The sequence below is a fragment of the Pantoea sp. SM3 genome (genome assembly GCF_000963995.1).
Lineage (GTDB): Bacteria > Pseudomonadota > Gammaproteobacteria > Enterobacterales > Enterobacteriaceae > Pantoea > Pantoea rwandensis_B.
Genome location: NZ_JZRD01000017.1, coordinates 68,102 through 91,969, shown reverse-complemented (window position 1 = coordinate 91,969; position 23,868 = coordinate 68,102). Strand labels below are relative to the sequence as shown.

General features: G+C 54.7%; 22 protein-coding genes, 1 tRNA gene and 1 pseudogene. 20 read left to right on the top strand and 4 right to left on the bottom strand.

The features are described from left to right. Window positions 1-139: 139 nt before the first annotated feature. The 6 genes from VI01_RS11225 (at window position 140) to VI01_RS11200 (ending at window position 6,318) form a co-directional block, all read left to right on the top strand. Window positions 140-1,645 carry a sugar ABC transporter ATP-binding protein gene (locus VI01_RS11225; RefSeq protein WP_045815158.1) on the top strand — a complete coding sequence of 502 codons (1,506 nt, stop codon included), beginning with the start codon at window positions 140-142 and terminating at the stop codon, window positions 1,643-1,645. Window positions 1,646-1,655: 10 nt separating this feature from the next. Continuing rightward, the gene (locus VI01_RS11220; protein ID WP_038646270.1) at window positions 1,656-2,639 is read left to right on the top strand and encodes a ribose ABC transporter permease; all 984 of its coding nucleotides are present in this window, start codon (window positions 1,656-1,658) and stop codon (window positions 2,637-2,639) included. Between the two features lie 80 nt (window positions 2,640-2,719). After that, complete coding sequence (locus VI01_RS11215) at window positions 2,720-3,658, top strand: ABC transporter substrate-binding protein (protein ID WP_038646272.1); 939 nt, start codon at window positions 2,720-2,722, stop codon at window positions 3,656-3,658. A gap of 50 nt (window positions 3,659-3,708) precedes the next feature. Continuing rightward, window positions 3,709-4,392 carry a D-lyxose/D-mannose family sugar isomerase gene (locus VI01_RS11210; protein ID WP_038646274.1) on the top strand — a complete coding sequence of 228 codons (684 nt, stop codon included), beginning with the start codon at window positions 3,709-3,711 and terminating at the stop codon, window positions 4,390-4,392. A gap of 11 nt (window positions 4,393-4,403) precedes the next feature. Then, window positions 4,404-5,264, top strand: a complete 861-nt coding sequence (locus VI01_RS11205; RefSeq protein ID WP_038646276.1) for a ketose 1,6-bisphosphate aldolase — start codon at window positions 4,404-4,406, stop codon at window positions 5,262-5,264. 1 nt (window position 5,265) lies between these two features. Continuing rightward, window positions 5,266-6,318 (top strand): carbohydrate kinase family protein, encoded by a 1,053-nt coding sequence (locus VI01_RS11200; protein WP_045815157.1) that lies wholly within the window; start codon window positions 5,266-5,268, stop codon window positions 6,316-6,318. Here the strand turns inward: VI01_RS11200 and VI01_RS11195 are convergent. After that, the gene (locus VI01_RS11195) at window positions 6,255-7,001 is read right to left on the bottom strand and encodes a response regulator (protein WP_045815156.1); all 747 of its coding nucleotides are present in this window, start codon (window positions 6,999-7,001) and stop codon (window positions 6,255-6,257) included. The two genes, VI01_RS11200 and VI01_RS11195, sit on opposite strands and share 64 nt — an antisense overlap. A gap of 417 nt (window positions 7,002-7,418) precedes the next feature. On the opposite strand from VI01_RS11195, the gene VI01_RS11190 reads away from it, so the two are divergent. After that, on the top strand, window positions 7,419-8,717 hold the full coding sequence (locus tag VI01_RS11190) for an NCS2 family permease (RefSeq protein WP_231638511.1): 1,299 nt from the start codon (window positions 7,419-7,421) through the stop codon (window positions 8,715-8,717). A gap of 258 nt (window positions 8,718-8,975) precedes the next feature. Next, window positions 8,976-9,599, top strand: a complete 624-nt coding sequence (locus VI01_RS11185) for a hypothetical protein (RefSeq protein WP_231638502.1) — start codon at window positions 8,976-8,978, stop codon at window positions 9,597-9,599. A gap of 48 nt (window positions 9,600-9,647) precedes the next feature. On the opposite strand, the gene VI01_RS11180 is transcribed toward VI01_RS11185, so the two are convergent. After that, complete coding sequence (locus tag VI01_RS11180; RefSeq protein ID WP_045815154.1) at window positions 9,648-11,096, bottom strand: AMP nucleosidase; 1,449 nt, start codon at window positions 11,094-11,096, stop codon at window positions 9,648-9,650. Between the two features lie 402 nt (window positions 11,097-11,498). On the opposite strand from VI01_RS11180, the gene VI01_RS11175 reads away from it, so the two are divergent. From VI01_RS11175 to VI01_RS11130, 12 genes and pseudogenes are all read left to right on the top strand, one after another. Continuing rightward, window positions 11,499-12,557, top strand: coding sequence for a branched-chain amino acid ABC transporter substrate-binding protein (locus VI01_RS11175; protein ID WP_197079590.1), 1,059 nt, complete (start codon window positions 11,499-11,501; stop codon window positions 12,555-12,557). An 80-nt stretch (window positions 12,558-12,637) separates the two neighbouring features. Continuing rightward, window positions 12,638-13,552: a branched-chain amino acid ABC transporter permease gene (locus VI01_RS11170; RefSeq protein WP_045815152.1), complete on the top strand. Its 915-nt coding sequence runs from the start codon at window positions 12,638-12,640 to the stop codon at window positions 13,550-13,552. Between the two features lie 10 nt (window positions 13,553-13,562). Next, window positions 13,563-14,846, top strand: a complete 1,284-nt coding sequence (gene livM / locus VI01_RS11165; protein ID WP_045815151.1) for a high-affinity branched-chain amino acid ABC transporter permease LivM — start codon at window positions 13,563-13,565, stop codon at window positions 14,844-14,846. Beyond that, window positions 14,839-15,714, top strand: coding sequence for an ATP-binding cassette domain-containing protein (locus tag VI01_RS11160; RefSeq protein WP_045815150.1), 876 nt, complete (start codon window positions 14,839-14,841; stop codon window positions 15,712-15,714). The genes livM and VI01_RS11160 overlap by 8 nt, the downstream gene beginning before the upstream one ends. Next, on the top strand, window positions 15,707-16,456 hold the full coding sequence (locus tag VI01_RS11155; protein WP_038646291.1) for an ABC transporter ATP-binding protein: 750 nt from the start codon (window positions 15,707-15,709) through the stop codon (window positions 16,454-16,456). Before VI01_RS11160 ends, VI01_RS11155 begins: the two co-directional genes overlap by 8 nt. Before the next feature lie 120 nt (window positions 16,457-16,576). Beyond that, window positions 16,577-17,989, top strand: coding sequence for an EmmdR/YeeO family multidrug/toxin efflux MATE transporter (locus tag VI01_RS11150; protein ID WP_045815149.1), 1,413 nt, complete (start codon window positions 16,577-16,579; stop codon window positions 17,987-17,989). A 135-nt stretch (window positions 17,990-18,124) separates the two neighbouring features. Next, the gene (locus tag VI01_RS25590) at window positions 18,125-18,292 is read left to right on the top strand and encodes a hypothetical protein (RefSeq protein ID WP_197079586.1); all 168 of its coding nucleotides are present in this window, start codon (window positions 18,125-18,127) and stop codon (window positions 18,290-18,292) included. A 359-nt stretch (window positions 18,293-18,651) separates the two neighbouring features. Then, a complete protein-coding gene (locus VI01_RS11145; protein WP_045815148.1) occupies window positions 18,652-20,931 on the top strand; it encodes a catecholate siderophore receptor Fiu in 2,280 nt (759 codons plus the stop codon). A 47-nt stretch (window positions 20,932-20,978) separates the two neighbouring features. Continuing rightward, complete coding sequence (ybiX, locus tag VI01_RS11140) at window positions 20,979-21,656, top strand: PKHD-type hydroxylase YbiX (RefSeq protein WP_038646295.1); 678 nt, start codon at window positions 20,979-20,981, stop codon at window positions 21,654-21,656. Window positions 21,657-21,770: 114 nt separating this feature from the next. Next, window positions 21,771-21,900 (top strand): annotated as a pseudogene (locus VI01_RS24930) (helix-turn-helix domain-containing protein); the annotation flags it as partial. Between the two features lie 360 nt (window positions 21,901-22,260). Beyond that, window positions 22,261-22,518, top strand: a complete 258-nt coding sequence (locus VI01_RS11135) for an antitoxin (RefSeq protein WP_045815147.1) — start codon at window positions 22,261-22,263, stop codon at window positions 22,516-22,518. Further along, complete coding sequence (locus tag VI01_RS11130; protein WP_045815146.1) at window positions 22,519-22,851, top strand: type II toxin-antitoxin system PemK/MazF family toxin; 333 nt, start codon at window positions 22,519-22,521, stop codon at window positions 22,849-22,851. Window positions 22,852-22,912: 61 nt separating this feature from the next. On the opposite strand, the gene VI01_RS11125 is transcribed toward VI01_RS11130, so the two are convergent. Both VI01_RS11125 and mtfA read right to left on the bottom strand, forming a co-directional pair. Continuing rightward, window positions 22,913-22,988: transfer RNA gene (locus VI01_RS11125), tRNA-Asn, on the bottom strand. 103 nt (window positions 22,989-23,091) lie between these two features. Further along, on the bottom strand, window positions 23,092-23,859 hold the full coding sequence (gene mtfA, locus VI01_RS11120) for a DgsA anti-repressor MtfA (RefSeq protein ID WP_045815145.1): 768 nt from the start codon (window positions 23,857-23,859) through the stop codon (window positions 23,092-23,094). Between the last annotated feature and the right edge of the window lie 9 nt (window positions 23,860-23,868).

Below are 23,868 nucleotides of genomic sequence, written 5' to 3'. Positions count from 1 at the left end.
CACTCCTTACCTCTCAACTCCCGGCGAGTATAAAAGCGTGACCGGGACGCAATATGACAAATATGAATGGCTGCTGACATTTTCCATTTATCTGGCGTTGCAACACTCGGCGACAACTTCACACAGCAGGAGCCTGGCGATGGCGGCGACACCGATATTAGAAATGCGCGAAATCACCCGACGCTTCGGCAGCTTCTACGCCTTAAAAGGCGTGGATCTGACCGTGTGGCCGGGTGAAGTCCATGCGCTGATGGGCGAAAACGGTGCCGGAAAAAGTACGCTGATGAAGATTCTGGCCGGTGCGTATATCGCCAGCAGCGGGGAAATTCTTATTGATGGTCAGCCCTACGCTATTAAAGGCCCGAAAGAGGCGCTGGCAGCGGGCATCACACTGATTTATCAGGAAATCAATCTGGCGCCCAATCTCACGGTGGCAGAGAACATTTTTCTCGGCAGCGAGATCACGCGTGGCGGGCTGGTGAAACGTCGGCAGATGGCAGAAGAAGCACAGCAGGTGATTAATCGTTTGGGTGCGCAATTCAGTGCAACCGATCTGGTGAGCAGGCTGAGCATTGCCGAGCAGCAGCAGGTGGAAATCGCCCGCGCGCTGCATCGCAACAGCCGCATTCTGGTGATGGATGAACCCACGGCTGCGCTCTCCAACCGTGAAACTGAGCAGCTGTTTGCGCTGATTAAACGCCTGCGCAGCGAAGGCATGGCGATCATTTATATCAGTCATCGCATGGCGGAAGTGTATGAGCTCTCCGATCGCGTCAGCGTGCTGCGCGATGGGCAGTATGTCGGCAGCCTGACGCGTGAAAAACTGAATGCCAGCGAACTGGTGCGCATGATGGTCGGGCGTCCACTCAGCGATCTGTTTAATAAAGACCGCAATATTCCCTTCGGTGAGGTGCGCCTGGCCGTTAATCATCTCACCGATAACCGTAAAGTGCATCCCAGCAGTCTCTCGGTGCGCGCCGGGGAAATTGTTGGGCTGGCAGGTTTGGTCGGCGCCGGGCGCAGTGAGCTGGCACAGCTGATTTTTGGCGTGCACCAGCCGAAAGGCGGCGAGATCTGGATCGATGGGGAGAAGGTGAAAATTCACTCCCCGCGGGATGCCATAGCACGTGGCATTGGTTTCCTGACCGAGAACCGTAAAGAGCAAGGGCTGTTTCTGGAACTGGCCGCGCAGGAAAACATCGTGATGGCCACGCTGGAGCGTGATGCCAGTTACGGTCTGCTCAATCGGCGCAAAGGGCAAAAGATCGCCGGTGATGCCATCGAATCACTCAATATCCGTGTGCCGCACGCCCAGGTGCGGGCAGGTGGATTATCGGGCGGTAACCAACAGAAGCTGCTGATTTCACGCTGGGTGGCGATTGCACCGCGCATCCTGCTGCTGGACGAACCCACGCGCGGCGTGGATGTCGGCGCCAAAAGCGAAATCTACCGCATGATGAATCAGATGGCGCAACAGGGCGTGGCGATTTTGATGATCTCCAGCGAGTTGCCGGAGGTGGTCGGGATGAGTGACCGCGTCTACGTGATGCGCGAAGGCAGCATTGCGGGCGAGCTGAGCGGCGCAGAGATCAGCCAGGAAAACATCATGACACTGGCCACCGGCGCTCAGCCGGTTCAGGCCTGAGGAGACCGAAATGACCAGTGAAACCGCACGCGTAAAAAGTCCTACGCTCAAACGCGCCTTAATGAGCGATCTGCTGCAAACGGTGGGCATTCTGCCGATTTTGATTCTGATTGTGGCGGTATTTGGCTTTGTCGCACCGAACTTCTTTACCGAAGCCAACCTGCTGAATATCACCCGCCAGGCTTCGATCAATATCGTGCTGGCGGCAGGCATGACCTTTGTCATCCTCACTGGCGGGATAGATTTATCCGTCGGTTCGATGCTCGGTACCACGGCGGTGGTGGCGATGGTGGTGTCACTCGATCCCGCCTTTGCCGGGCTGACGATACCGGCGGCGCTCGGCGCAGGGCTGATTATGGGGCTTTTCAACGGCATTTTAGTGGCGTGGGCCGGTTTACCGCCCTTTATTGTCACGCTCGGCACCTATACCGCCTTGCGCGGCGCGGCTTATTTGCTGGCGAACGGCACCACCGTCATCAACTCTGATATCAATTTTGAGTGGATAGGCAACGGTTATCTCGGGCCGATCCCATGGCTGATCATTATTGCCTTTGCCGTCATCGCGCTGTGCTGGTTCATTCTGCGCCGTACCACCCTGGGTGTGCACATCTACGCTGTGGGCGGCAACATGCAGGCGGCTCGTCTTACTGGCATTAAGGTCGGCATGGTGCTGGTGTTTGTCTATGCCATGAGCGGCATGTTGTCGGGATTGGGCGGATTGATGAGTGCATCACGCCTTTACAGCGCCAACGGCAATCTGGGGGTGGGATACGAGTTGGATGCGATAGCGGCGGTGATCCTGGGCGGTACCAGTTTTGTCGGCGGCATCGGCACCATCACCGGCACGCTAATTGGTGCGCTGATTATCGCCACGTTGAACAACGGCATGACGCTGATGGGCGTGTCTTACTTCTGGCAACTGGTGATCAAGGGCGGAGTGATCATTATTGCCGTGCTGATCGATAAGTACCGTACGCGTCATCACGTGGGTTAAGGGCTATTTGCAACAGGTTGTCACACAACGGCGATCTGCTGGGTCGCCAATATAATCAAAAAAGCAGGAGAACATCGACTATGCGTTTTAATCCGATTATTACCGGACTGCTGGCGGCGACGTTGTTGAGTGCGCCACTGGTGCAGGCAAAAGAACTCAAATCCATTGGTGTCACGGTCGGCGATCTCGCCAACCCGTTCTTCGTGCAGATCACCAAAGGCGCAGAGCTCAAGGCGCGCGAACTGGCGGGCGACAAGGTCAATGTGACGCTGGTCTCCAGCGGTTACGATCTCGGTCAGCAGGTGGCGCAGATTGATAACTTCATCGCCGCTAAAGTGGACATGATTATCCTGAACGCCGCCGACTCCAAAGGCATCGCGCCTGCGGTAAAACGTGCGCGTGACGCCGGTATTGTGGTGGTGGCGGTGGACGTGGCCGCAGACGGTGCTAACGCCACCATTACCTCCGATAACACCCAGGCTGGGGCTATGGCGTGTAAATACATCTCTGATCGCCTGAAAGATAAAGGTAACGTGGTGATCATCAACGGACCGCCTGTATCAGCGGTGCAAAACCGGGTTGAAGGCTGCATGAACGAGCTGAAAACCCATCCGGATATCAAACTGCTCTCCTACAACCAGAATGCCAAGGGCAGCCGTGATGGTGGCCTGGAAGTGATGACTGGACTGCTGTCAGCCAATCCGAAGATCGATGCGGTATTTGCGATCAATGATCCAACGGCGATAGGTGCGGATCTGGCGGCTAAACAGGCACAGCGCAGTGAGTTCTTTATTGTCGGCGTCGATGGATCGCCTGATGGTGAAGAGGCGCTGAAACGTAAAGGTTCGCTGTTTGTCGCAACGCCAGCACAGGACCCACAGGTGATGGCGGCCAAAGCGGTGGAGATTGGCTACGACATCCTGCAGGGCAAACCCGCGCCTGACAAACCGGTGCTGATCCCGGTCACCATGATCGATCGCAATACCGTCAGCAGCTACAAAGGCTGGACAGTGAAATAACGTTGATCACTTGAGGCGGTCTCTGGGCCGCCCGTATTGGGAGAGGAGTTATGCATCGATCCGAAGTGAACGCCATTCTGCAACTCACCCGAGAATTCTTTATGCGTCAGGACGTGCATCTGCCGCCGTGGGCCGATTATGGCCTCAGCCAATGGCGTGCGCTGGATAAACGCAGCGCAGAAGAGCTGCTGGCGCTGCATCTGGGCTGGGATGTCACCAGTTTTGGTGCTGATGATTTTTCTCAGACCGGCTTAACTTTGTTTACTCTGCGTAACGGATCGCGCGGAGGCCAGCCGTGGGGCAAACCCTATGCCGAAAAGATCATGCACGTGCGGGAAGGGCAGGTGACGCCCATGCATTACCATCCGCAAAAAATGGAAGACATCATCAATCGCGGCGGCGGAAATCTGATCGTGACACTGCATAACCGCGCGGGCGACCGGCTTGATGATTCGCCGGTGAACGTAACGTTGGATGGCATCCGCCAGACTCACGCCGCGGGATCGCAACTGCGCCTGTCCCCGGGTGAGAGCGTAACCCTGCAGCCCGGAATCTGGCACAGCTTCTGGGGCGAAGAGGGCTATGGCGATGTGCTGGTTGGCGAAGTCTCGATGCCCAACGATGACGAGCATGACAATGTCTTTCTCACGCCGCTGGCACGCTTCAACCCGATTGATGAGGATGAAGATCCGCGCTGGCTGTTGTGCAACGAATATCACCGCTGGCTGGCATAAAGGAGTTCACGATGGCACTGATTTCTCTGGCGCAGGGTCTGGCCCACGCGCAACAGCACCAATACGCACTCGGCGCATTTAACGTGCTCGATACCCACTTTCTGCGCGCCCTGTTTCAGGCGGCAGAGCAACAGCGATCGCCGTTTATCATCAATATCGCGGAAGTGCACTTTAAGTATGTCAGTCTCGCGCCTCTGATTGCCGCTATTCGCACCGAAGCGGCGCTGCATGATATCCCGGTAGTGCTCAATCTCGACCACGGTTTGCACTTTGAAGCGGTGATGCAGGCGATTCGCCTCGGTTTTACTTCGGTGATGTTTGATGGCTCAACCCTCAGCTATGAGGAGAATGTGCGCCAGACGCGCGAAGTGGTGAAAATGTGCCACGCCATTGGCGTTTCGGTTGAAGCGGAACTCGGCGCGGTAGGCGGCGATGAAGGTGGGGCGCTGTTTGGCGAGGCTGACAGCAACAAGTTTACCGATCCTGCTTTGGCGGCGGAGTTTGTCCAGTCGACCGGGATCGATTGTCTGGCCGTGGCGATTGGCAATGCGCACGGCAAATACAAAGGCGAACCGAAACTTGATTTTGACCGTCTGGCGGCCATCCGCGCGGCCGCAGGCATTCCTCTGGTGCTGCATGGCGGCTCAGGGATCAGTGACGCCGATTTCCGCCACGCCATCAGCCTGGGCATCCATAAAATCAATTTCTACACGGGCATGTCGCAAGCCGCACTCGGTGCAATTGAAAAGCAAATTACCCAGCGTGATGCACGCTACGATGCCTTTGCTGAACTGCTGATGGCGGTAGAACACGATATTGCCAATGTGGTGGCGCAGCAGATGCAGGTGTTTGGCAGCGCCGGGAGGGCCTGACATGGTGCAACGCAACGGTATTCTCGGTGCGGGCAGTATGCTGGTGGATCATGTGCAACGCATCACGCATTGGCCGGAACAAGGCTGGTTAGCCGAGATTACCCACAGCGAGAAGTGCAGCGGAGGCGCTGCACTGAATGTGCTGTTCACCCTGGCGCGCATGCAGGTCAATTTGCCGCTGGCGGGTGTTGGCATGGTGGGCGGGGACAGCGACGGCGATTACATCGTGCAGTTGCTGGACGAGCATCAGATTGATCGTCAGTTTGTGCAACGTACGCGCAGTGTCAGCACGGCGATGACGCAAGTGATGACCACGCCCGATGGTCAACGTACGTTTTTCCATGCGCGCGGGGCCAATGCTGAACTGGATTTGCCCCATTTTGCTGAAGTTGCCACGTCACACCGCATTTTTCATCTTGGCTATTTGCTGCTGCTGGATAGTCTCGACCAGCCTGATGAGGTGTTTGGTACGCGCAGTGCGCATCTGCTGGCACAAATGCAGCAACGCGGTTACCTCACGTCGCTGGATTTGGTGTCGCGAACCGGGGAGTATCGCCCGTTGGTGATGCCGGCGTTACGCTGGCTCGACTATCTGGTGATTAATGAACTGGAAGCGCAATCACTCACCGGAGTGACGCTGCGCAGCGCTTCGGGGCTGGCAGCACCCAGCGCGTTTGCCGAGGCCGCCGCCTGGTTAATGGAACAGGGCGTGCGCCAACGCGTGGTGATCCATGCCCCTGAAGGTGCGTGGGGACAAGAGAGAATGGGTGAGAAAGGGTGGCAGCCGGCGTGGTGCCTGAAACCAGAAGAGATTGTGGGCAGTGTTGGCGCGGGAGATGCATTTTGCGCTGGGGTGTTATTTGCCAGCCATGAAGGTTGGCCCCTGCTGGAGACCTTGAAGTTGGCACACACCTGCGCCTGTTTCAATTTGCATGCAGCAAACGCGCTGGACGGCACGCGGCCATTGGCCGAGATGCAGCGCTGGATGGATCAGGCAATCTGTGTTTCACGTGCGGCTGAAGCCGGACGCAATACATCAGCGGAAAACACGTAACCGAGGCCACGGATGGTGCGGATCAGGCTGGGTTGATGTGGATTGGCTTCGATTTTCCGCCGCAGTCGCATAATGAGCACGTCTATAGTACGGTCGAACACCTCAAGACTTTCATTGTGGGTCAGTTCCAGCAGTTGATCGCGCGTCAGCACTTTGCGTGCGTGACCTACAAGGGCGCGCAACAGGGTATATTCGCCTTGGGTGAGGGCGACACTTTCGCGCTGAGGATTAAACAGCTGACAACGCGCATCATCCAGCCGCCAGCCATTGAATTGCCATCCTTCATCCTGCTGCGCATCAGCTTGTGCCAGACGCCCACAGCGGCGCAGTGCCGCACGTGCACGCGCGACAACTACCCGAGGATTAAAGGGTTTGGCGATGTAATCATCAGCACCCATCTCTAATCCCACCACCATATCCGCTTCCGACCCCATTCCGGTCAGCATGATGACCAACAGGTCCGGCCGCTGTCGCTGCATCTGTTGCAGCACCAGTAAGCCATTGGTGTCCGGTAGCATCATGTCCAGCATCACCAGGGAGATCTCGGGATGCAGGCTGAGCAGCGCAAGGGCATCTTTGCCCTGATGGCAGCTGTAGACGGTAAACACATGTTCACTCAAAACAACGTGCAGCAATTCACACACGGCACGATCATCATCAACGACCAAAATCGCGGGCTTCATTGCACTGTCTCTTATGTTGCGAAAGGGTTAAAAAGCAGTGTAACCCGATGTTTTTAAGCTGCTGCCCTATGCTGCAGAAACGTGAGCGCCATCGCTGAGCAGTGTACGAAAGCGTGCGGTGCCGCAATCTTTTTTCTCCTGAGAGCAGTAGAAGGGAAAACGATTGCGCAGCCATGGTGCAATGCACCATAATCGCGCCCTGATCGGGTTCAGAATTATCCTAACCGTAACCGCATTTTGAAACGTAAACGATTGCGTACGGTGATGGCATAGCTATTGCTATGTGGACAGGGGAAAGCGGAAGGTGTGTCTGCCTTGGGTCCAGCGTGTGTCGCTTTCATCAATACAATAATTAGTTTGTTAACCACATTGGCAAGAGAGAACGTGCACCCGTGCCGTCTCCGCTCATGAGAGATGATGATGTTAGAAAAACTCTTCAAACTTAAAGCGCACAACACCACCGTGCGCACCGAAATCATTGCGGGTATCACTACCTTCCTGGCCATGGCCTACATTCTGTTTGTTAACCCGAGTATTCTCGGTGCGACCGGCATGGATAAAGGTGCGGTCTTTGTGGCGACCTGCTTAGCGGCGGCAATTGGCTGTGTGCTGATGGGGCTGATCGCCAACTATCCCATCGCGCTGGCACCAGGCATGGGGCTCAATGCTTTCTTCACTTATACCGTTGTGCTGCACATGGGTTACACCTGGCAGATCGCACTCGGTGCGGTGTTCCTGTCAGCGGTGATCTTCTTTGCGCTGTCAATTTTCAAAATTCGTGAGTGGATTATTGCCAGTATCCCGCTTCCCTTGCGCGCAGGTATCGCTGCGGGTATCGGCTTGTTCCTGGCATTGATCGCGCTGGAAGGCGCGGGCATCGTGGTGGATAACCCGGCAACACTGGTTGGCCTGGGCGATCTGACCAAACCGGGTCCGCTGCTGGCACTGTTGGGGTTCTTCATCATTGTGGCACTGGAAGCGCGTCGCGTAACCGGCGCGGTGCTGATTGGCATCCTGATTGTCACCTTTATCTCGATGGGAATTGGCCTGACGCCATTTGGTGGCGTGTTCTCCGCACCACCGTCAATTGCACCGACCTTTATGCAGTTGGATATCGCGGGTGCGTTTAACGTGGGTCTGGTGAGCGTCATCTTCGCCTTCCTGTTTGTGGATGTGTTCGATAACACCGGCACGTTGCTGGGTGTGACCAAGCGTGCCGGTCTGGCTGATGAGCAAGGCAATGTGCCGAAAATGGGTCGTGCGCTGATCGCTGACAGTGCGGCTGCACTGTTTGGTTCATTACTGGGCACCTCAACCACCACCAGCTATGTGGAATCGGCTGCGGGTGTCAGTGCTGGTGGTCGTACCGGTTTGACAGCGATTGTGGTTGCGGTGTTGTTCCTGCTAAGCCTGTTCTTCTCACCGCTGGCCGGAAGCGTTCCGGTATACGCTACCGCACCGGCATTGCTGTTTGTGGCGGTGTTAATGGCTTCTGGTCTGGCCGAAATCGACTGGAAAGATATCACCACGGCTGCGCCAGTGACCGTGACCGCGCTGACCATGCCTTTGACTTACTCAATCGCTAACGGTATCGCCTTCGGTTTCATTACCTGGACCGTAGTCAAACTGCTGAGTGGCCGTACGAAAGAGATCAATGCCGCACTGGTGATTCTCTCGATTCTGTTCGTTATCAAACTGGGCTGGCTGAGCGCTTAAGTTTTGGTTTCCGGAAGCCCGCTCGGGCTTCCGTGTTTTCTGTTCCATCCCCCGCAAATATTTCCTGTGCGATTTCTCGCAATCCTTCGCTGTGGCGGCTTTTGTTATTTCTCTGCCAGTTTTAGCCTGTGCGGCGTATTGATGCCTGCCTGATTTTTTTTGCCGTGTATGGCGGGTTCGTGGAATGTTTAATCGGCTCGAATCTGTTTCACTACTCTGCAAGGTGAAGAGGTAGCCGGGACGCTCTGGAGGTTTGTAATGGAATACGCCATGCGTACTGCCCCGTTTCTTCCGCCACTTATTTACGTCGTCAGGAATATCGGAGATTTAAAAATGGAAGAGCTCACTCAACGAGTCGGGTTGTTGGAAAAGACCACCCATCAAATTCAACAGGATGTTGCCGTCCTGACCGCGCGATCGGAGAATTTTGCGACCAGAGCTGATATCGGCACGCTGCGTAGCGAACTGCTGGGTGAAATGGGACAGTCGGAAAAGCGTACCGATGGCAAGTTTGAAAAAATGGCGCTGCACTTTGACGATAAACTGGGGGGAATGTCGCGGCACTTCGACGACAAGCTTGGAAAAATAGCGCTGCACTTTGACGATAAACTGGAAAAGTTAGAAGTGCGTATCGACGACAAGCTGGACAAAATGGAACTGCGCATCGATGACAAGCTGGACAAAATGGAACAACGCATCGATGTGAAGTTTGAACGCATGGATGAAAAATTCGAGAAGAAATTTGTCAGGATCGATGAGAAATTTGAAAAGCTCAATGTGAAATTTGAAAAGCTGAATGATCGACTAACCTGGTCGATTATGGTACCCGCTATTCTGGCTGTGCTAGCCTGGTTTGTGAAAGATCTATTGGTGAAAGTTTGACCTGTAATCCAATGTCATTCCGGCCCCAGTGGGACCGGAATGAAGCATTTACCTGAACGGGGGTTCATTAAAGGTGCGCAGTTTCCTTGAATGCAACTTATCGCCCTCGGCACGCAGCAGCTCAACCGCGCAGATGCCGATCTGCAGATGCTCAGAAATCGCCCCTTCATAGAAGCGATTCGCCTGGCCCGGCAGTTTAATTTCGCCGTGCAGTGGTTTATCCGACACGCACAGCAAGGTGCCATAGGGAACGCGGAAGCGATAACCCTGTGCCGCGATAGTGGCGCTCTCCATGTCTACCGCGACCGCGCGGCTCAGGTTGAAACGCAGTGCAGAAGCAGAGTAACGCAGCTCCCAGTTGCGATCGTCCGTTGTTACCACCGTACCCGTGCGCAGCCGCTGTTTCACCTCTTCTCCCGGCATGCCGCTCACGGCCTTAGTGGCGTCATACAGCGCTCGCTGCACTTCAGCAATGCTTGGAATAGGAATGTCCGGCGGCAGCACGCTATCCAGCACATGGTCGTCTCGCAAATAAGCATGCGCCAGCACGTAATCACCGATGGTCTGGCTTTCGCGCAGGCCGCCGCAGTGACCAATCATCAACCAGGCGTGTGGACGTATCACTGCGAGATGGTCGCAGATGGTTTTGGCATTGGACGGACCCACACCAATGTTCACCAGTGTGATGCCACGACGATTTGGTGACGTCAGGTGCCAGGCGGGCATCTGGTGCTTCTTCCACGCCAGATCAGACATCATTGCTGTGGGATCCTGGGTGTCAGCGGTGATCACCACATCGCCAGCACAAGCAAGGCTGTCATAAGGTGTGGAAGGATCCTGAACCTGTTCAATGGCCCAACGCACGAACTCATCAACATAACGCGTGTAATTGGTAAACAGCACAAACGGCTGGAAGTGCTCCACAGCGGTGCCGGTGTAATGGCGTAAACGCGCCAGAGAGAAGTCGGTGCGCAGCGCATCGAAATGTGACAGCGGGAAAATCGCGTTGGCATGGAAGAGGCCGTCTGCGGTTTCATCGCCAATCTGTGACAGTTCAGTGGTGGGGAAATGGCGGGCAATGCTGGCGCTCATCGAGCGATCCAGTGTCAGGCCATCAATTACATAGGGGTACGGGATCTCCTGCTGGGAAGGCACCACTTCAACCAGGACGTCGTACTCTTTCTCCAGCATCTGCAGCTGCTCACTCAGATAGTGGCGCAACAGTGCCGGGCGGGTAATGGTGGTGCTATAACTGCCGGTGTGGGTAAAACGTCCCCATGCACGAGTGCGGTTTTGCTGTGGGCCTTCACCCAGCCAGGTGATGCGCAGTTCCGGATAAACAAACAGGCCTTTCTGTCGCGCATCCTCATCCGGTAGCGTGCCCTGTGTCGTGAAATCGCGAATCGCATTACGCAGTGCTTCCACCGCATTGTCATACAGGCGCTCCAGCTCATCCAGTGCTTGCTGGCTACTCAATCCGTTCCGTTGCGTATTCATAGATTCTCCTTCAGGAAACGTGGACCGATTTGACCAGAGCATAGCGGATAAACACCCCAGCACGATCAATAATCTGTGATCGACCGCATTCTGCACCATCACGGTGCTGGTATGCGGCTTAACTCTGGCTATGTTTATGATTAGCAGGGATGTCAACTCGCGCCTTGTCTGCCCTGGCGCGATGTCACTGCAAAAAGCTGCCACCGACCGTCTTCTTTGGCGAGTTTCTTGCTTATTTCATAACCGTGGCCCTACCAGCCACACTATGCGCTGCAAAAGTTTCAGAAATTGATTTCTCCCAGGCCGTGGTATGGCTCCGTTCCTGACCCGTTGAGGATTGAAAGCATGTCTTTGAAATTCATGAAACACCCAGTGAAGGTGGTACTTGCAGGTTGCCTGAGCATGGCATTTTACGCTCAGGCGGATATCAAGATTGGTGTGGCAGGCCCGTTCTCTGGCCCGAATGCGACCTACGGGGCGCAATATTGGAAGGGCGCAAGTCAGGCAGCCGATGATATCAATGCCGCTGGTGGTATTAACGGCGAAAAAATTGTGCTGGTGCAGGGCGATGATGCCTGTGAACCCAAGCAGGCGGTGTCGGTAGCAAACCGACTTGTCGATCAGGACAAAGTGATGGCGGTGGTGGGGCACTTCTGCTCCTCTTCCACCATGCCTGCGTCAGAGGTGTATGACGAAGCTGGCGTGCTGGCGATTACTCCCGGATCAACCAACCCGCAAATTACCGAGCGCGGCATGAAAACCATGTTCCGTATGTGTGGCCGTGACGATCAGCAAGGCGCGATTGCAGCGGACTTCATTATCGACAAACTGAAAGCGAAAAAAGTGGCGGTCATCCATGACAAAGACACTTACGGTCAGGGGCTGGCCGATGCCACCAAAGCTGCGCTGGAAAAACGCGGAGTAAAAGAGGTGCTTTATGAAGGGCTTTCTCGCGGTGAGAAGGACTTCAATGCGCTGGTCACCAAGATTGGCGCGGTGAAACCCGACGTGGTCTATTTTGGTGGCTGTCACCCGGAAGCCGGTCCTTTGGTGCGCCAGATGCGTGAACAAGGTGTGAATGCCGCCTTCTTCTCCGGTGACTGCATCGTGACGGAAGAGATGGTAACAGCGGCAGGCGGCCCTCAGTACACCAAAGGGGTATACATGACCTTTGGCAATGACCCGCGCACCATTCCGGATGGCAAAGCGGTGATTGAGAAGTTCCGTGCCAGCGGTTTCGAACCGGAAGGTTACACCCTGTACGCTTACGCCTCTGTGCAGGCCATTGCGGCGGCTTACAAAGCGGCGGGTAAAGACAACGCGAAAGCCAGCGATTGGTTGAAAGCGAATAGCGTTGACACCGTCATGGGTAAAAAAGCCTGGGATGGTAAAGGCGATCTGAAAGTCTCGGATTATGTGATTTATCAGTGGGATGACAAAGGCAAATATCACCAACTGTAATTCGATACGCGGCCCCGTATCACGGGGCCTTTCGCCATTGGGCGCGAGGTATGCGCTCCCTTTACGCGCGGGATGGATTTATGGACGCCTTCTTCTTACAGCAGTTGATCAACGGCCTGACGCTGGGCGCAGTGTATGGGTTGATCGCCATCGGTTACACCATGGTTTACGGCATTATCGGCATGATCAACTTCGCGCATGGCGAGGTGTATATGATCTCCGCCTATTTGTGCGCGATAGGCTTAGCACTCCTGAGCTTCTTCGGTATTCACTCCTTCCCGTTGCTGATTTTTGGCACTTTGCTGTTCACCATTATTGTCACGGCGGCTTATGGCTGGGCCATTGAGCGTATTGCTTATCGACCCCTGCGTAACTCGACACGTCTTGCACCGTTGATTTCCGCCATCGGCATGTCGCTGATTCTGCAAAACTACGTGCAGCTCAGCCAGGGTCCCAACCAGCAGGGCATTCCGACGCTGCTCACGGGAGTGTTGCGAATGGAAGTGGATGGCGGCATTGTGCAAATCACCTGGACCAAGGTGTTTATCCTGATTGCCGCGTTCTGCGGTATGGCGCTGCTCACCTGGATTATTCAGTACACCAAACTTGGGCGCATCTGCCGGGCTGTTCAGCAGGATCGGCGCATGGCATCCATTCTCGGTATTAACACTGAACGCGTGATTTCGCTGGTGTTTGTCATCGGCGCAGCCATGGCCGGACTGGCGGGTGTGCTGGTGACCATGAACTATGGCACGTTTGATTTTTATGCGGGATTCATCATTGGTATCAAAGCCTTCACGGCGGCGGTACTGGGCGGTATCGGTTCTCTACCCGGTGCTATGCTCGGTGGACTGCTACTTGGGGTAGCGGAAGCGCAGTTTGCGGGGCTGGTTAACTCTGACTACAAAGATGTGTTCTCGTTTTCGCTGCTGGTGGTGATTTTAATCTTCCGTCCGCAGGGACTGCTGGGTCGTCCGCTGGTCGCGAAAGTGTGAGGAAGCCACGATGAATGCAATGACGCAAAAAGCGGGCGTGCGTGAAGCATTGCTCGACACGCTGCTGGCGGGAGTAATTGCGCTGGTGGTGTTTGGTCCGATTGTGGGTGTGGTGCTGGATGGTTACAGCTTCAAACTGTCGCCGCAACGTGTAGCGCTGTTGGTGGGACTGGTGATGGCAGGGCGCTTAATGCTCAGCCTGTTCACCAGTACGCTTTATGGTCAACGCTTTACACGCAAGTTTGAAGGCAATGATGATGGCGTATATGTCCGCGAGCCGGGTTATCGCTCGCGGATGCGCTGGATATTGCCGCTGATACTGATTGCTGCGCTGGCCTTTCCTTTTCTCTCCAGTAAATACCTGCTAACGGTCGCTATTCTGGGGCTGATTTATGTGCTGCTGGGGCTAGGGCTCAATATTGTGGTGGGGTTGGCCGGATTACTCGATTTGGGTTATGTCGCATTTTATGCCATCGGCGCTTATGGCCTGGCACTGGGCTACGAGTACCTCGGCCTGGGGTTCTGGAGTATGTTGCCGATCGCGGCATTAATGGCGGCGTTTGCCGGAGCGTTGCTGGGGTTTCCGGTACTGCGCATGCATGGTGACTATCTGGCGATTGTAACCCTCGGCTTTGGTGAAATCATCCGTCTGGTCTTAACCAACTGGTTGTCATTTACCGGCGGCCCCAATGGCGTATCGGTGCCTTCACCGACATTTTTTGGCCTCGAATTTGCTCGCCGGGCGCGGGACGGGGGTGTGCCTTATCACGAGTTTCTGCATCTCGATTACAACCCCAATATGAAATTCATCTTCATTTATGTGGTGCTGGTACTCGTGGTGCTGCTGGTGCTGTTGATCAAGCATCGGTTAACGCGCATGCCAATTGGTCGCGCCTGGGAAGCCTTGCGGGAAGATGAAATTGCCTGCCGCGCCATGGGGCTTAATCATGTACTGGTCAAACTCTCCGCCTTTATGTTGGGTGCCTCGACGGCCGGGATTGCCGGGGTGTTTTTCGCCAGCTATCAGGGGTTCGTCAATCCCACTTCCTTTACTTTTTTCGAATCGGCATTAATCCTGGCGATTGTGGTTCTGGGGGGGATGGGCTCGACACTCGGCGTGGTGCTTGCCGCCTTTGTGCTGACGGTCGCGCCGGAACTGCTGCGTAGTTTTGCCGAATATCGCGTGCTGCTGTTTGGCATGCTGATGGTGTTAATGATGATTTGGCGACCACGCGGATTGGTTCGTACCGCGCGTGTGGGTGTTCCGCTGCGGAAAGGAGTGCGCCATGAGTGATGCCATTCTACAAGTTGATCACTTAATGATGCGCTTTGGCGGCATCAAAGCCCTGAACGATGTCAGCCTTTCTGTGGCGCGCGGTTCGGTTACCTCATTAATCGGTCCGAACGGGGCGGGAAAAACCACGGTGTTCAACTGCCTGACCGGGTTTTATCGTGCCACCGGCGGGCGCATCATACTCAATGCCCACCAGCGCAGTACCGACGTGATTCAGGTACTGGGGCAAAAAATTCATCCGCAGGACTGGCTTCATCCGGCACGGCTGGGATCGCGTGTTTGGTACAAAATGTTTGGCGGCGCGCACCTGGTTAACCGTGCTGGACTGGCGCGGACGTTCCAGAACATCCGCTTGTTTCGTGAGATGTCGGTGGTAGAGAACCTGCTGGTGGCGCAGCACATGCAGGTCAATCGTCAACTGCTGGCCGGTGTATTGAATACCCGTGGTTATCGCGAAGCGGAAAACCGCGCGTTAGACCGCGCATTTTACTGGCTGGAAAATGTGGATTTGGTTTCCAGCGCCAATCGGCTGGCTGGCACGCTCTCGTATGGTCAGCAGCGCCGACTGGAGATTGCGCGCGCCATGTGCACGCGACCGGAACTCATTTGCCTGGACGAGCCTGCGGCGGGGCTCAATCCCGTTGAAACCGATGCGCTGAGTCAGATATTGCATCGCTTACGCGCCGATCACCGTATCAGCGTGTTGTTGATTGAGCACGACATGCCGATGGTCATGCGCATCTCCGATCACATTGTGGTACTGGATCATGGCGATGTTATTGCACAGGGTACGCCGCAGCAAATTCGCCACGATCCCAACGTTATCGCCGCTTATCTCGGCGCAGATGAGGAGAGGGACCATGACTGAACCGATGTTAAGTTTTGAACAGGTGGACGTGTTTTATGGTCCGGTTCAGGCGCTCAGACAGGTTTCCCTGACGGTGAACCAGGGGGAAACGGTGGCATTGATCGGTGCTAACGGCGCGGGAAAATCTACGCTGCTGATGTCGATTTTTGGCCAGCCGCGCATTGCCAGTGGTGACATTCGCTTGCGCGGCGAGTCGATCAGCCATCGCAGCACCCATTTTATCGCCGCCAGCGGCATTGCGCAGGCGCCCGAAGGCCGCCGCATCTTTCCCGATATGACGGTAGAGGAGAACCTGCTGATGGGCACGATTGCGGTGGGCGACCGCTTTGTGAAAGAGGACAAGGAGCGGATGTACCAACTGTTCCCACGTCTGCTCGAACGCCGCAAACAGCGTGCGATGACGCTTTCCGGGGGTGAGCAGCAGATGCTGGCGATTGCGCGTGCCCTGATGAGTCGCCCTAAATTGTTACTGCTGGACGAACCGAGTCTCGGCCTGGCGCCGATTGTGGTGAAGCAGATCTTTAACATCCTTCGCGAACTCACCCAGCAGGGCATGACGCTGTTCCTGGTAGAACAAAATGCCCGTCATGCGCTGCGACTGGCCGATCGCGGTTATGTGATGGTCAACGGAGAGATAAAACTGAGCGGCAGTGGGGAAGAACTCCTAAATAACGATGAGGTGCGCAGCGCTTATCTCGGTGGTGCAGCGGATCCTGCGGTGGTGGCGACAAAAAGTTTGTAATAATGATTAAATGGTGATGGGAAACACTTTGCATATTTCTCAGTGGCCTATCATCATTATTACTCTTCTTCCTCTCCAAAGTGATTTGGTACTCCCTTGCAAAATCCTGGCGTAGCAGTGATGCGGGCGGTCAGAAATACGGCGTGGTATCCGAAACGTCGCTCTTATCGCACGCTGTTGTGGCGTGAAATTACCCCGTTAGCCGTGCCCATCTTTATTGAAAACCTGTGCGTGATGCTGATGGGCGTCCTGAGTACTTTCCTCGTGAGCTGGCTGGGGAAAGAGGCGATGGCGGGCGTGGGTCTGGCCGACAGCTTCAACATGGTGATTATCTCCTTCTTTGCGGCGATTGATCTCGGCACCACGGTGGTGGTGGCCTTTAGCCTTGCCAAGCGCAACGGCAAACGCGCGCGCGCAGCTACGCGGCAGTCGCTAGGCTTGATGACGGTGCTGGCATTCGTGCTGGTGATCGTGATTGAGATCTGGGGGCATCTGATTATCGATGTTATCGCGGGCAGCGCGGAACCCAAGGTGAAGGAACTGGCGCTGAGCTACCTGCAAACGTCGGCGTGGAGCTATCCGGCCGCGGCGATCGCGCTGATCGGTAGCGGCTCGCTGCGCGGAGCGGGAAACACCAAAATTCCGATGCTGATTAATGGCGGCATGAATATCCTTAACATCGTGATCAGTAGCGTACTGATTTATGGTGCGATGGGGTGGGAAGGGATGGGCTTTGTCGGGGCCGGGTTGGGATTAACCATCTCACGCTATATCGGCGCGGCGGCCGCCATTTATGTGCTGTATCGTGGCATTACGCCGGCATTAAGAATCAGTATCGCCAGCTATTTCCGTCGCTGGGATCGCAACATCCTGATGGAAGTGCTGGGGATCGGGGTACCGGCCAGTATTGAGTCGGTGCTGTTTAACGGCGGTAAATTGCTGACGCAGATTTTTGTGGCAGGTATGGGCACCAATGAAATCGCCGGTAACTTTATCGCGTTCTCCATTGCCACTTTAATTAACCTACCGGGCAACGCCCTCGGTTCGGCTTCCACCATCATTACCGGTAAGCGGCTGGGTAAAAATCAGGTGATGCAGGCGGAAAGGCAGATTAAACATGTGTTCTGGCTGGCGATGATTGGGCTGTGCACACTGGCATTGATCACCGTACCACTGGCGGGCACGCTGGCTAAATTCTACACCCGCGATCCCGAAGTTATCGAAGTCACCAAACACCTCATCTGGCTCAATGCGGCCTTTATGCCCATCTGGACCGCATCCTGGGTGCTGCCTGCTGGTTTGAAAGGCGCGCGCGATGCGCGTTACACCATGTACGTGTCGATGTTCAGCATGTGGTGTGCGCGCGTAGTTGCCGGCTACGTGCTGGGGATCATGCTCGGTATGGGTGTGGTCGGGGTGTGGTTGGGTATGTTCCTCGATTGGACGGTGCGCGGTGTGTTCTTCTGGTTCCGTTTGACCAGTGGCAAGTGGCTTAACAATTATCGACGCATGCTGGCCAAGAGCCGGGCATAACCTGCATGGCCGCCGCAGCAGAAGGCGGCCATGAATATATGCATTAATTGGGATTCCATCGCATATCTAATCGTTTTGGTTATAAAGCAAGTTAAGCTTTACTGTCAGGGTCAACCATTACTGGAGAACCTGACGATGAAAACGATACTGTCACAGTGGTTCCATCGCCTAGTCAACGCCACATCGACACCCGCTGAAGAGCGTGAATTCGATCTCAGCAATCATATCGATCTGCTGATCCCGGTCAGCCAGCTTTATGGCATTGAATTCCACCCGTCGGTTTATCGCTACTATGAGCGATGAACGCCTGCATCACGCTATGCGTTACAGTTACTGGAATGAACTGTGCGCGCTGCTTAAAAACCCGCTGCCCTGTCCAGCGGGTTTTTTGTACCTGAAAGATAGCCCTTCCTGACGACTTCTTGAGCAAACCCTGACGCAACTCTCCTGCTGGCACTGATTGTATTAATTATGTAAGGCCACCGTAAAGAAATGTATTCCCAAGCCGCTGCGCTCATGCAAGAATAAAAAAGTAAATGATAACCATTGGCGTTATCATTTAGGTGTTGCATCCCCAGGCAGTGGAGGTCAGGGCAGGTTACATGCGCTGATTTGACGGATGCGATGAGCCCGTCAATAACGATAAGAAATTTACCTTTTAAATGGATAACAATCGCAATTTGCCGTTTGGCAGTTTCAATTCGCTGACCCTGTTCACCGGGCTATGTATTGGTATTTCACCTGCTGCCGCTCTGGCCGCTGATAATGCCAACAAAAAAACAGACGATACTCTCGTGGTGACGGCGCAAACGCCTTCACTTTATGCGCCTAATACATCTGCCGATCCCAAATTCACGCGCCCGCTGGTGGATACCACCCGCACCATGACGGTGATTCCTGATCAGGTAATTAAAGATCAAGGCGTCAATAACCTGACCGATGCACTGAAAAATGTGCCAGGTGTGGGGGCGTTTTATGCCGGGGAAAATGGCAGTTCTTCGACCGGTGATGCCGTGTATATGCGTGGCATGGATACGTCGAACAGCATCTATGTGGACGGTATTCGCGACATTGGTAGCGTGACACGCGATACCTTTAATACTCAGCAGATTGAAGTGATTAAAGGGCCGTCTGGCACCGATTACGGTCGCAGCGCGCCGTCGGGTTCAATCAACATGATCAGTAAGCAGCCGCGTCTGGACACGGGCCTGGATGCGTCGGTCAGTGTCGGCAGTGCGTGGATGCGCCGCGGTACGCTGGACTATAACCAGGCTATCAACGACAGCAGCGCGTTTCGCCTCAATCTGATGGGCGAGAAAACCCACGATGCCGCACGCGATAATGTACAAAATGAGCGTTATGGTGTCGCGCCTTCACTGGCATTGGGTCTGGATACGTCAACACGTTTATACCTGAACTATCTGCATGTACATCAGAACAATACGCCAGATGGTGGCATCCCAACCATTGGCCTGCCAGGATACGCTTCGCCGACGGCAGCCACTTCTGCACTCAACCATTCTGGCAAAGTGGCGACCAGCAATTATTACGGCACCGATTCCGATTTCGACAAATCCACCACGGATAGCGGCACCGTTCGCTTCGAGCACGATCTCAGCGACAGCACCACGATTCGTAACACCACACGCTGGTCGCGCGTGAAGCAGGAATATCTGCTGACCGCGGTAATGGGCAGCACCATTACCACGCCAAATCCTAATGATGTTGGCACCTGGACCTGGACGCGCAACGCAAACCTGAAAGATGTCAGTAACCGCATCCTTACCAACCAGACCAATATTACCTCGAAATTCTATACCGGTTCAGTGGGGCATGATGTCAGTGCTGGCGTGGAATTCACGCGTGAAAACCAGACCAACTACGGCGTCAACGCCATTACTGCGCCTGCGGTTAACATCTACCATCCGATCAGCAGCATTTCTGTGGGAGGGCTGGATCGCAACGGCGCCAATGCCAACGGGCAGACCGATACCACCGGAATTTATGCCTTCGATACGCTGGCTATGACCAAAAATTTCGAGCTGAACGGCGGCATTCGTCTTGATAGCTATCACACCGATTATGACAGTGCCACGGCGTGTGGCGGCAGCGGGCGCGGTGCACTGGCGTGTCCGACGGGCATCGCACGCGGCACGCCGCTCACTACCGTTGATACGGCCAAGTCTGGCAATCTGGTGAACTGGAAAGCGGGTGCGCTCTATCGTCTGACCGAGCAGGGCAATGTTTACGTCAACTATGCTATTTCTCAGCAGCCTCCAGGCGGCAGCAGCTTTGCGCTGGCGGCAGGTGGCACCGGCAATAGTGCTAACCGCACTGATTTCAAACCGCAAAAAGCCAAATCAAGCGAAGTGGGAACCAAATGGCAGGTGCTGGATAAACGCCTGTTGTTGAATGCTGCACTGTTCCGTACCGATATCGAGAATGAAGTGGACGCTAACGACGACGGCACTTATTCGCAAACCGGTAAAAAACGCGTAGAGGGCTATGAGCTTTCAGCTACCGGCAACATCACCCCAGATTGGGAAGTGATCGCCGGTTACACTCAGCAGCACGCTTCGGTGAAAGAGGGCGCAGCGGTTGCTCAGGATGGCTCTTCTGCTATCGCTTATACACCGAAACACGCCTTCACCTTGTGGACGCAATATCAGGCCACTGATGCGATTTCTGTTGGCGCGGGTGCGCGTTACGTGGGCAGCCTGCGTCGCGGCAGCGATGGCGCGGTAGGCACGCCAGACCATACTGAAGGTTATTGGGTGGCCGATGCGAAGCTGGGCTACAAGGTTAATAACAACCTCGATCTGCAGCTCAACGCGTACAATATTTTCGATACCAACTATGTGGCTTCCATCAATAAGAGTGGCTACCGCTACCATCCGGGTGAGCCGCGTACCTTCCTGTTAACGGCAAACGTGCACTTCTAAGATTCACCATGGGGCGTTCGCGCCCCTATTTATGAGAGAACACCGCGATGATGTATCACATTCCTGCAGTGCTGACGCCAGAAGACGTGGCGAATTTCAGTTCGCTGCTGCAACAGGCCGAATGGATTGACGGACGCGCCACGGTGGGCAGCCAGGGCGCCACGGTAAAAAATAATCAGCAGATTGATACGCGTACGCCGCTTTATGATCGCTTGCAAACAGCAGTGATGCAGGCTTTGAACAACAACCCGCTGTTCTTTTCTGCTGCACTACCGCGCTCTATTTCTACACCGCTGTTTAACCGTTACGAACAGGGTGAAACCTACGGCTTTCACGTTGATGGCGCGGTGAGACATAACGGTGCCGCTGGCTGGATGCGAACCGATCTCTCGGCCACGCTCTTTCTCAGTGAACCTGACAGTTATGACGGCGGCGAGCTGGTGATTGAAGACACCTATGGTCAACATAAGGTGAAATTGCCTGCCGGCCATCTGGTGCTTTACCCTTCGAGTAGTCTGCACTGTGTCACACCGGTGACGCGCGGCGCACGTGTGGCGTCGTTTCTGTGGATTCAGTCGATGGTGCGTGATGATAAGCAACGCGCCATGCTGTTCGAACTGGACCGCAATATCCAAAGCCTCAAAGCGCGTCATGGCGATAGCGATGAGCTGCTGTCCCTGCTGAACATGTATCACAACCTGTTGCGGGGTTGGACGGAAGTGTAACGAATCAGGGGGGCTTGCAGAGTGTGACCCTCCCCCGAAATCCTGCTCAATTTAGAAACAGAAATTCCGGCATGATATTCACTCCCCTGAGTGGAGGTTGTGCCGATGAAAAAGTCAGCGCTTTTGCGACAGGCAGGTCTTGGTGTCCTCCATGCTGGCTAGTCGGCTTATCCACCACTGGCCTAAAGGCGAAAGACTGATTGCTGAAGCGTTCGACTTCGAGCCTGGAAAAATCTGGCCTTAACGCTGCTGCTGATGCTCCTCCAAAGCAGCTCCGATCCGGAAGCCGCCTCGCATTTCATTTACCTGAACCGCGATAATCCTTTGAACCACAAAAACAGTTTTCTATTATCGGCCTTCTTTGTTACGCACTAAGCTCACGTCTGTACGAATTGCTTCATGATCTCAAAGAAGCGCCTGATGTATCTGGATGGTTGCCTTTTTGCCGGCAACGTTGCCTTCGAAAACTGCCGGATCTGTCCTTTGATGGATTACGGCTTTTTTCACGCTTTATGACGAAAAGGAAATCGCCATGAATCTGATGAATAATTGTGCACCGCCTGCCGTAGATGTTATATTAAAATATAATATTCGGAGGTGCTCTATGTATACCACTCGCCTGAAAAAAGTCGGCGGATCCATCATGTTGGCGGTTCCTCCCGCCGTGCTGAAAACGCTGGAGCTGTCAACGGACAGCGAAGTCGGCATGACCATTAGTAATGGCTGCCTGATTATTGAACCCCAGAAACGGCCTCATTATTCCCTTGAGGAGCTGCTGGCGCAGTGCGATCCGCACGCCGAAATGAGCGAAGAGGATCGGGAATGGATTGATGCGCCTGCGGTGGGCAAGGAGATCCTGTAAATGGACAGAGGAGAGATCTGGCTCGTTTCACTGGATCCGATTGCCGGTCACGAGCAAAGCGGAAAACGTCCGGTGCTTATCGTATCGAAGGCATCGTTTAACAAGCTCACCCGGCTACCCGTTGTAGTTCCCATCACCAGCGGCGGAAACTTTGCTCGCACGGCAGGTTTCACCGTTTCAATGGAAGGGGCAGGTACAAAAACAATTGGCGTTATTCGCTGCGACCAGCCCAGAACCATTGATATGGCTGCCCGAAACGGTAAGCGGCTGGAAAGCATACCAGACGCTGTGGTGGATGAAGTGCTTGCCAGACTGGATGCTATTTTGAGTTAACGCCAGGACGCAGAAAAGCAAAAAGCCCGCTCAGGTTTCCCTGAGCGGGCTTCTCTAAATATGGCTCCTCTGACTGGACTCGAACCAGTGACATACGGATTAACAGTCCGCCGTTCTACCGACTGAACTACAGAGGAATCGTGTGAACGAGGCGCATATTAATGGCACCTCCTGAATGTGTCAACAGCTAAAAATACATTTGTATTCAACTGGCTAGCAATAGTACAAAGCGATCGCGATTTAATCAGAACCTGCTGAAAGACGCGCCATCGGGTCCTGACGATAAAACAGTTGTAAGTGGCGATACATCGCAGGGAAGCGATCCGCCAGTAAATCAGGGGCGCTGAAAAAGTATTCCGACAGCACCGCAAAGCATTCGGCAGGATCGCTGGCAGCGTAGGGATCGATAGTTGCCGCCTGCTCACCCACCAATTCCACTTCCGCCTCAATCTCTTCCATCGCCTGTAGCAAGTCCTTCTCCCATTGGGCGACATCTCGTAACGCAATGGCGGGAATACCGCTGGTATAGCCGCTGCCGCGTGCATCGAGTTTATGCGCGATTTCATGGATGACGAGGTTGTAGCCGGAAAGGTCGAAAGAGTCCTGAATATCCAGGGCATTTAACACCACCGGACCTTGTGTCCAGCTTTGACCAGCATGCACTGCAGGTGCCTGGTGGACTAAGCCGCTGCTGTCTTCCCAACGGTCGTCAACATTGAAGGGCTCGGGATAAATTAACACTTCATGAAAGCCATCCAGCCACTCCAGACCGAGCTTCAACACGGGCAGGCAAAACAGCAAGGCAAGACGTGCCAGCTGTCGTTCGTCGAGTTGCAGTCCATTCAACAGCGAGATTTTTTTTTGTTGCAGAAAGCGTTGGGCAAGCGTGGTCAGGGCGCTTTGCTCTTCAGTCGTCAGCAGCGAGAAGATCGGTTGCGCCAGCGCCTGTTGCCAGGGAAGTGCCGTGACGGTGGTATCTACCTGCGCATTCCATGGCCATTTGAACATCGCGCGACT